The organism is Massilia sp. NBRC 108631 (assembly GCF_059704565.1).
Genome location: NZ_BAAKJE010000026.1, coordinates 20891 through 27922 on the forward strand (window position 1 = coordinate 20891; position 7032 = coordinate 27922).

The 7032-nt window shown below is 64.4% G+C and carries 6 protein-coding genes; 3 read left to right on the plus strand and 3 right to left on the minus strand.

Annotated features, from left to right (window positions below; translation table 11 throughout):
* Nucleotides 1–75 precede the first annotated feature (75 nt).
* The 3 genes from AC6H42_RS02370 to AC6H42_RS02380 all read right to left on the minus strand — a co-directional run bounded on the left by AC6H42_RS02370 (nucleotide 76) and on the right by AC6H42_RS02380 (nucleotide 4058).
* Nucleotides 76–591: a DUF6702 family protein gene (locus AC6H42_RS02370; protein ID WP_497547333.1), complete on the minus strand. Its 516-nt coding sequence runs from the start codon at nucleotides 589–591 to the stop codon at nucleotides 76–78.
* Nucleotides 588–2987: a M1 family metallopeptidase gene (locus AC6H42_RS02375; protein ID WP_057154988.1), complete on the minus strand. Its 2400-nt coding sequence runs from the start codon at nucleotides 2985–2987 to the stop codon at nucleotides 588–590. Before AC6H42_RS02375 ends, AC6H42_RS02370 begins: the two co-directional genes overlap by 4 nt.
* Nucleotides 2988–3569: 582 nt before the next feature.
* Nucleotides 3570–4058, minus strand: coding sequence for a MarR family winged helix-turn-helix transcriptional regulator (locus AC6H42_RS02380; RefSeq protein ID WP_497547334.1), 489 nt, complete (start codon nucleotides 4056–4058; stop codon nucleotides 3570–3572).
* 132 nt (nucleotides 4059–4190) lie between these two features.
* Between AC6H42_RS02380 and AC6H42_RS02385 the strand changes: the two genes are divergently transcribed.
* The 3 genes from AC6H42_RS02385 to AC6H42_RS02395 all read left to right on the plus strand — a co-directional run.
* Nucleotides 4191–4472 carry a hypothetical protein gene (locus tag AC6H42_RS02385; protein WP_157200904.1) on the plus strand — a complete coding sequence of 94 codons (282 nt, stop codon included), beginning with the start codon at nucleotides 4191–4193 and terminating at the stop codon, nucleotides 4470–4472.
* Between the two features lie 68 nt (nucleotides 4473–4540).
* Entirely contained in the window at nucleotides 4541–5638 is a 1098-nt protein-coding gene (locus tag AC6H42_RS02390; protein WP_497547335.1) for an HD-GYP domain-containing protein, read from the plus strand.
* Between the two features lie 106 nt (nucleotides 5639–5744).
* Nucleotides 5745–7032: CHASE domain-containing protein (locus AC6H42_RS02395; protein ID WP_497547336.1), on the plus strand; the 1288-nt coding region annotated here is incomplete at its 3' end.

Below are 7032 nucleotides of genomic sequence, written 5' to 3' on the forward strand. Positions count from 1 at the left end.
CCATTGTAAGGCGGAAGCACGCCGGATGCGCATTGGGGAGCGCTCTACGGTGCTGTCCAGGACACTGTGTTGCAGCTACGGCAGCGCCTGTTGCGCTGTGGCGGCGGAGAAGGTCAGCGACCGGGCGGCCGGCCCGGAGGGGGCGGCGGCGACGTTGACGGTGTTGAGCTGGCCGGGGATGAAGTCGGACAGCACCAGGTGGCGCAGCACGGCGCCGGGCGGCAGCACGGTCTGCGGCAGTTCCTGGTAGATGGTGACGTTGGCGGCGTCGGCCTGCACGCCTATCCATTGCAGCGGCAGGCGCTTGCCGCCGGCGGTGATGCTGAACTGCCGTTCGATGTAGCGCCGCAACACGGCCTGGTCCTCGGGCTGGCCCAGGTCGAACTGGCGCTGGTACAGATTGGCCAGCAGCGCCTCCACGTCGTGCGCGGTGTAGGTGTGCACGATCTCGGTGCTGCCGGTATTGGCGTTGTAGCTGATGTCGGTGATGCCCATGTGGTAGTTGTGGGCCGCCGCCGGGCCGTGCAGCGCCGCGCCGCCGAACAGCAGCGCGGCGCACAGCACCAGCCGCTTAACGCCGCCGCGCATCATTTTTTCGGCTCGCCCTTGGGTTCACCTTTGACTTCGCCTGCTTCAGTCCTGGCATCCTTGCCCTTCAGCGGTGTGTTGTAGTCCTTCATCATGTCCTCGCGGCCCTGTTCCTGCTTGTACAGTTCCATGCGCGATGGCGTGACCTTGCGCGGCCAGCCGTTGTTGCTGGTGTCGATGTCGGCGGTTTCCCAGTTCGGGTCCTGCGTCAGGCCCACCATCGGCTCGTCGGTGACGATGACCTTGGTGATCTTCTTGGGCGAGTAGCGCCATACTTCGGCCGGCACCCGCTCGACATACTTCTTGCCGCTCTTGAGCTCGATCTGCAGGATCAGCGGCATGACCAGCCCGCCGACGTTGGAGAAGTCCACCAGGTACAGGTGCTTGCCCTGTTCCAGCAGCTTCTTCTCCCACGGCTCCAGCTTCTCGATGGCTTCGGCGTAGCTGTTGCGGTCCTTGTTGGTGACGGTGAAGTCGTCGTGCGCGTTATAGAAGTCCTTCAGCTCGGGATGCGCGTCGGTGCGGCGCGGCATGCCCTTGTTCTTGATGCTGGTGACCGATTCCGGCTCGGCGGCTTTCTGCGCCTTCTTCCAGGCCTTCTCGGTCTCCGGGTTCTTGGTGCTCACGCCCACTTCGCTGATGCCGTCCACGCTGATGTCGACCGCGTCGGTGGTGTAGAACCAGCCGCGCCAGAACCAGTCGAGGTCGGTGCCCGAGGCGTCTTCCATGGTACGGAAGAAGTCGGCCGGGGTAGGGCGTTTGAATTTCCAGCGCCGGCCGTATTCGCGGAAGGCGTGGTCGAACAGCTCGCGGCCGAGAATGGTTTCGCGCAGGATGTTGAGCGCCGTGGCCGGCTTGGCGTAGGCGTTGTTGCCGAACTGTAGCAGCGACTCCGAGTTCGTCATGATGGGCACCTGGTTGCGGCTGCGCATGTAGTCGACGATGGCGCGCGGTTCGCCGCGCGTCTGCGGATAGTTCTCTTCCCACGCCTGCTCGGCCAGGTATTGCACGAAGGTGTTCAGGCCTTCATCCATCCAGGTCCACTGGCGCTCGTCGGAGTTGACGATCATCGGGAAGTAGTTGTGGCCCACTTCGTGGATGATGACGCCGATCAGGCCGTACTTGGAGCGCTTGGAATAGGTGATCTCGCCGGTTTTCTTGTCCTTCACCGGGCGCGGGCCATTGAAGGAGATCATCGGGTATTCCATGCCGCCCACCGGGCCGTTGACCGAGATCGCGGTCGGGTAGGGGTAGTCGAAGCTGTACTTGTTGTACTGCTCGATGGTGTGCACGATGGCCTGCGTGGAGTACTTCTCCCACAACGGGTTGCCTTCCTTCGGATAGTAGGACATGGCCATGACGTTGGTGCCGTCCTTCTTGTAGCCTTGCGCGTCCCAGATGAACTTGCGGCTGGAGGCCCAGGCGAAGTCGCGCACGTTCCTGGCCTTGAAGTGCCAGGTCTTGGTGGCGGTGCTGACCGATTTCTCGGCCGCTTCCGCTTCGGCCTGGGTCACGATGACCACCGGCTTGTCGCTGGTGCGGGCGCGCGCCAGGCGGTCGCGCTGGGCCGGGCTGAGCACCTGTTCCGGGTTGAGCAGCTCGCCGGTGCTGGCCACCACGTGGTCGGCCGGTACGGTCAGGCTCACGTCGTAGTCGCCGAATTCCAGCGTGAACTCGCCGGAGCCGATGAACTGCTTGTGCTGCCAGCCGGCCACGTCGTAGTAGGCGGCCATGCGCGGGAACCACTGCGCCACTTCGAACAGGGCGTTCTTGTCCTGCTCGAAGTACTCGTAGCCGGCGCGCCCGCCCAGCACTTTCTGCTCGTTGATGTTGTACTGCCAGTCGATGGCGAAGCTGAACTTCTCGCCCGGCTTGAGCGGGGTGGGCAGGTCGATCCGCATCATGGTCTGGTTGATGGCGTATTTCAGCGGCTGGCCGGCGGCGGTTTTCACGGCGCCGATCTTGAAGCCGCCGTCGAACTCGCGCCCGGCCAGGATGCCGCGCATGCCTTCGAACTTCATGCCGTCCTCGGCGCCCTTGGCGCGGGTCCAGGCCTCGCGCGAGGGCGCGGTGAGCATGCGGCGCGCATCGGAGTCCGGCTTGTAGATGTTCTGGTCCAGCTGCACCCACAGGTAGTGCAGGGTGTCGGGCGAGTTGTTGTGGTAGGTGACCTGGCCGCTGCCGGTGATGGCGCGCTTGGCCTCGTCCAGGGAAGCGCGCAGGGTGTAGTCGGCGCGCTGCTGCCAGTAGGCGTGGCCGGGCGCGCCGGAGGCGGTGCGGTAGGGCGTGGCGGTCGGCAGCAGCTCGTCGAGCTGGCGGAATTTGTCGTCGAAGGCATCGGCGGCATGGGCCGATAAGGAGAGGCACAGTGCTGCAATACTGATCGGCAAACGCTTCATCTTCCGCTATCCCTGTTTTCTAAAGAAAAAGTTAAGCGGCAATTCTACTCAAGCAATTGTTTGTCCAGCTGTGTTCATTTGTAAATTACTTGATACATTGCGCGTCAAGCCAGGGCGAAGGTGGCGGAGCTCCGCTGCGCAGCCTGGCTGAGCTGTCTGGTGGGTATGGTGGTGCTCAGGTGGTAGTCTGCCGGGATGCGCAAATGGCCGATTGCCAACAGCGCGTTGCCGATAGCGAGCGAATGTGATCGCAGCAGCTGTGGCACCTGAGAGGAGGGCTTACTTAACTGAGCTATGAGCTGATTGTGACGCCCCCGGCCATGACTCGGCACGCCGGGGACCGGCACCGCCGGCGAATAGCATGCGGATATCTCCGGCGGCCCCGCGAGCGTCAGGCTTAGTTCATGAACGACTTCCTGGGCGGTGCCAGATGTTGGCTGAAGACTTCGGAATACTGATCAACCGTGGTAGCTGCCGTAGCCATTTCACCCTCCCGCAGGCCGCTGGTCCAGTTCATGTTACGCCTGCGGGCAGCATCCGGCGGCACCATGGATTTGACGCGCCGCAAGGCGCCGCGCGGGCTCAGGCGTTTTTCATCAGGCTGTCGCGCAGCGCGGTCAGCTGTTCTTTCATGTCGACCACCTGGTCCAGCGTGCAGTTGGTGGCGCCAAGGATTTCCGGCGGCAGCTTGGCCGCTTCGTGGCGCAGCGCGTCGCCGTGGGGACTGAGCGCGATGATCACTTGCCGCTCGTCGTTCGGGCAACGGGTGCGCGTCAGCAGCTCAGCCTGCTCCATGCGCTTGAGTAGCGGCGTCAGCGTGGCCGAGTCCAGGAACAGGCGCTCGCCCAGTTCCGACACGGTTTGTTCGTTCTTTTCCCACAGCACCATCATCACCAGGTACTGGGAATAGGTCAGGCCCAGCTTGCGCAGCAGTTTGCGGTACAGCTTGTTCATCGCCAGCGAGGTCGAGTACAGGGCGAAGCACAGCTGGCCGTCCAGGCGCGGCACTGGGCGCGGCGTGGTGTCGGTGGGGGCGGGCGAGGCGGCGGGGGTGGTCGTAGCGGTATCCATGCGCACAGTATAGATAGTGCGCTATTTAATTGCAAGCAAACGCTCATAAAAAAGTTTCGCTTGTCAGTCAATCACGATTTGGCTATGGTGAGAGAGCCCGCTTCCCCAGAAAGCGGCGAGGGGATGAATCAGATGAAACGGACACCGGAATTGCGGGGCAACGCTCCGTCCTTGTTGTTGGTTGAACTCGATCCCGTCACGGTGGTCGACGGCGAGCGCTTCGATGATACCTATCTGGCCGGCGACGTGGCCGCCGTCGGCAGCATGCGGGAATTCTGCCCGGCTTGCCGTCAGGGCCAGCTGCAGCTGGTGCCGCGCCAGGACAACGTCCGCATCGCCCACCTGTTCTGCTTCCACTGCACGCGCTGCTTCGGCGCCCTGTTCGAGGACGGCACGCCCGCATTGTGCGAATAGCTTGCGCTCCCTGCTATGATGCTGGCTGGTAACTATCCAGCTCATTCAGCTTCTATGGGACGCAGTCCATGAACGACAACAACAAGGCCATCCTCCTGATCGCCGACGCGGCGCCGGACAACCTGCTGTGGCTGAGCGGCCTGCTGCAAGACCAGTACGAGGTCAAGCTGGCGGCTGACGGCCCGTCCGCGCTGCGCATTGCCCAGCAGGTGCCGCGCCCCGACCTGGTGCTGCTGGACGCCCACCTGCCGGACCTGGACGGCTTCGCCGTGTGCCAGCAGCTCAAGCGCAACCCCGACACGGCCGGCCTGCCGCTGCTGCTGCTGGTGCCGCACGGCCGGCACGAGCTGGAGCAGCGCGGCCACTGCGACGGCGCGGCCGACGTCATCAGCCATCCGCTGATCGCCGAAACCGTGCTGGCCCGCGTGGCGCTGCAACTGCAGCTGAAGCGCTCGGCCGAACTGCTGGCCCACCAGCGCCTGCACCTGGAAGAGCTGGTGACGGAAACCACCACCGAACTGACGATGATGGTGGACGCGGTGATCTGGGCGCTGGCCACGCTGGCGGAAACGCGCGACCGCGAAAGCGCCAACCACATCCACCGCGTGCAGCGCTATGTGGTGGCGCTGGCGCGCGAACTGCGGGACCACCCGCGCTTCGGGCATGAACTGAGCAAGCGCAATATCGATTTCCTGTACAAGGCCGCGCCGTTGCACGACATCGGCAAGGTCGGCATCCCGGACGCCATCCTGCTCAAGCCCGGCCGCCTCAGCGCCGAGGAATTCGAGCAGATGAAGCTGCATACCGTGTATGGCCGCGACGCCATTGCCGGGGTGGAGCAGCACCTGGGCTTTTCCAACGACTTCCTGCGCTTCGCGCGTGAAATCGCCTATTCGCACCAGGAGAAATACGACGGTTCCGGCTACCCGCAAGGCTTGGCCGGCGAAGCCATCCCGGTCTCGGCGCGCCTGATGGCGGTGGCCGATGTGTACGATGCGCTGATTTCCAAGCGGGTCTACAAGCCCGCGTTCACGCACGAAACGGCGATCGAACTGATACGCCAGGGCAGCGGCGAGCATTTCGATCCGGACGTGGTGGACGCGATGCTGATGGCGGAACAGCAATTCATGGCCATCGCGGCGGAATTCCAGGATCCGGTGCAATAACTGTTGCTTGGATGTATAGCTTCTGTTTCTGTAGCGACATGGCTATGCTATAGTCGATTCAGCCCTGCGGCCAGGCTGGCGGCCGCACCCCTTGTCGAGCATGGCCATGCATTTGCGCATCCACGGTTACCTGGCGTTCGTTGTCGGCATCTGCATTACCGTGTGGGTGTGCCTGTTCGTGTCCGACGCCCAGCTGTCCAACTTGCGCACCACATTCCAGCGCGACACCGACAAGATCGCGCGCGACACCGCCGTCCGCCTGCAAACCTACTTCGACACCCTGCTCAGCATCAAAGGCATGTATGCCGTGCGCGGCGGCCAGGTCAGCCGCAGCGAGTTCAACCGCTACGTGCACGAGCTGCGCCTGGGCGAGCGCTATCCGGGCTTCCAGGCCATCCAGTTCGTGCGCCTGGTGCCGGCCGGGCGCCTGGCCGGTTTTGCCGACGGCGTGCAGGCCGACACCAGCTTGCTGCCGGACGGCTACCCGCAATTCAACATCCACCCGGCCGCCGTGCGCGACCTGCACTACATCATCGAATACAACGAGCCCATGGTGGGCAACGAGAACGCCTTCGGCCTTGACCTGGGGGCGCTGCCGCCGCACCGGCGCGCGCTGGAGATGGGGCGCGACAGCGGGCAGATCATCGCCACCGAGCGCATCACGCTGGTGCAGGATGCCAGCGGCCAGCCCGGCTTCGTGGCGCGCGCGCCGATCTACCGCAACGGCCCGCTCGAGACGGTGGAGCAGCGCCGCGCCGCGCTGATCGGCTTTGTCGCCATCGTGTTCCGGGTCAACAACCTGATGCGCGAGGTGATCGACACGCCGCTGCTGGGCCATATGTCGATCCAGATCCACGACGGCGGCTACCTGCGCGACGACAGCGTGTTGCCGCGCAATATGGACACGCTGATGTACGACAGCGCCGGCAAGATCGGCAGCGGCGAACGGGCCTTGGCCTTGCCAGGGCTGAACACCAAGGCCAGCCTCAACGTGGGCGAGCGGCGCTGGCTGATGGAGTTCAGCGGCCATGAAGGCACGCGCTACAGCACCGGCCACTTCCGGGTCGGCATGATCGCCGCTGCCGGCACCCTGATCAGCGCGCTGATTGCGCTGCTGCTGATGGTGTCACAGCGCAACAGCGCGCTGGCCGAGCAGCTGCGGCGCGACATCGCCGAGCGCCAGAAGACCGAAGCGGCACTGGTGCACACCCAGCATGGGCTGGAGCGCAGCCTGGACGAGCTGGCCGCGCAGAAGGCCAACGCCGAGCTGGCGCACCGCGACCTGACACTGGTGCTGGCCACGCTGAAGCAGGCGCAGGCCAATTTGATCACGTCCGAAAAGATGGCGTCGCTGGGCGCGCTGGTGGCCGGCATCGCGCACGAGCTGAACACGC

Excerpts from the sequence above, each read along its gene's own strand:
- AC6H42_RS02370 (WP_497547333.1), bottom strand. The coding sequence starts at position 591 with ATGATGCGCGGCGGCGTTAAGCGGCTGGTGCTGTGCGCCGCGCTGCTG.
- AC6H42_RS02375 (WP_057154988.1), bottom strand. The coding sequence starts at position 2,987 with ATGAAGCGTTTGCCGATCAGTATTGCAGCACTGTGCCTCTCCTTATCG.
- AC6H42_RS02380 (WP_497547334.1), bottom strand. The coding sequence starts at position 4,058 with ATGGATACCGCTACGACCACCCCCGCCGCCTCGCCCGCCCCCACCGAC.
- AC6H42_RS02385 (WP_157200904.1), top strand. The coding sequence starts at position 4,191 with ATGAAACGGACACCGGAATTGCGGGGCAACGCTCCGTCCTTGTTGTTG.
- AC6H42_RS02390 (WP_497547335.1), top strand. The coding sequence starts at position 4,541 with ATGAACGACAACAACAAGGCCATCCTCCTGATCGCCGACGCGGCGCCG.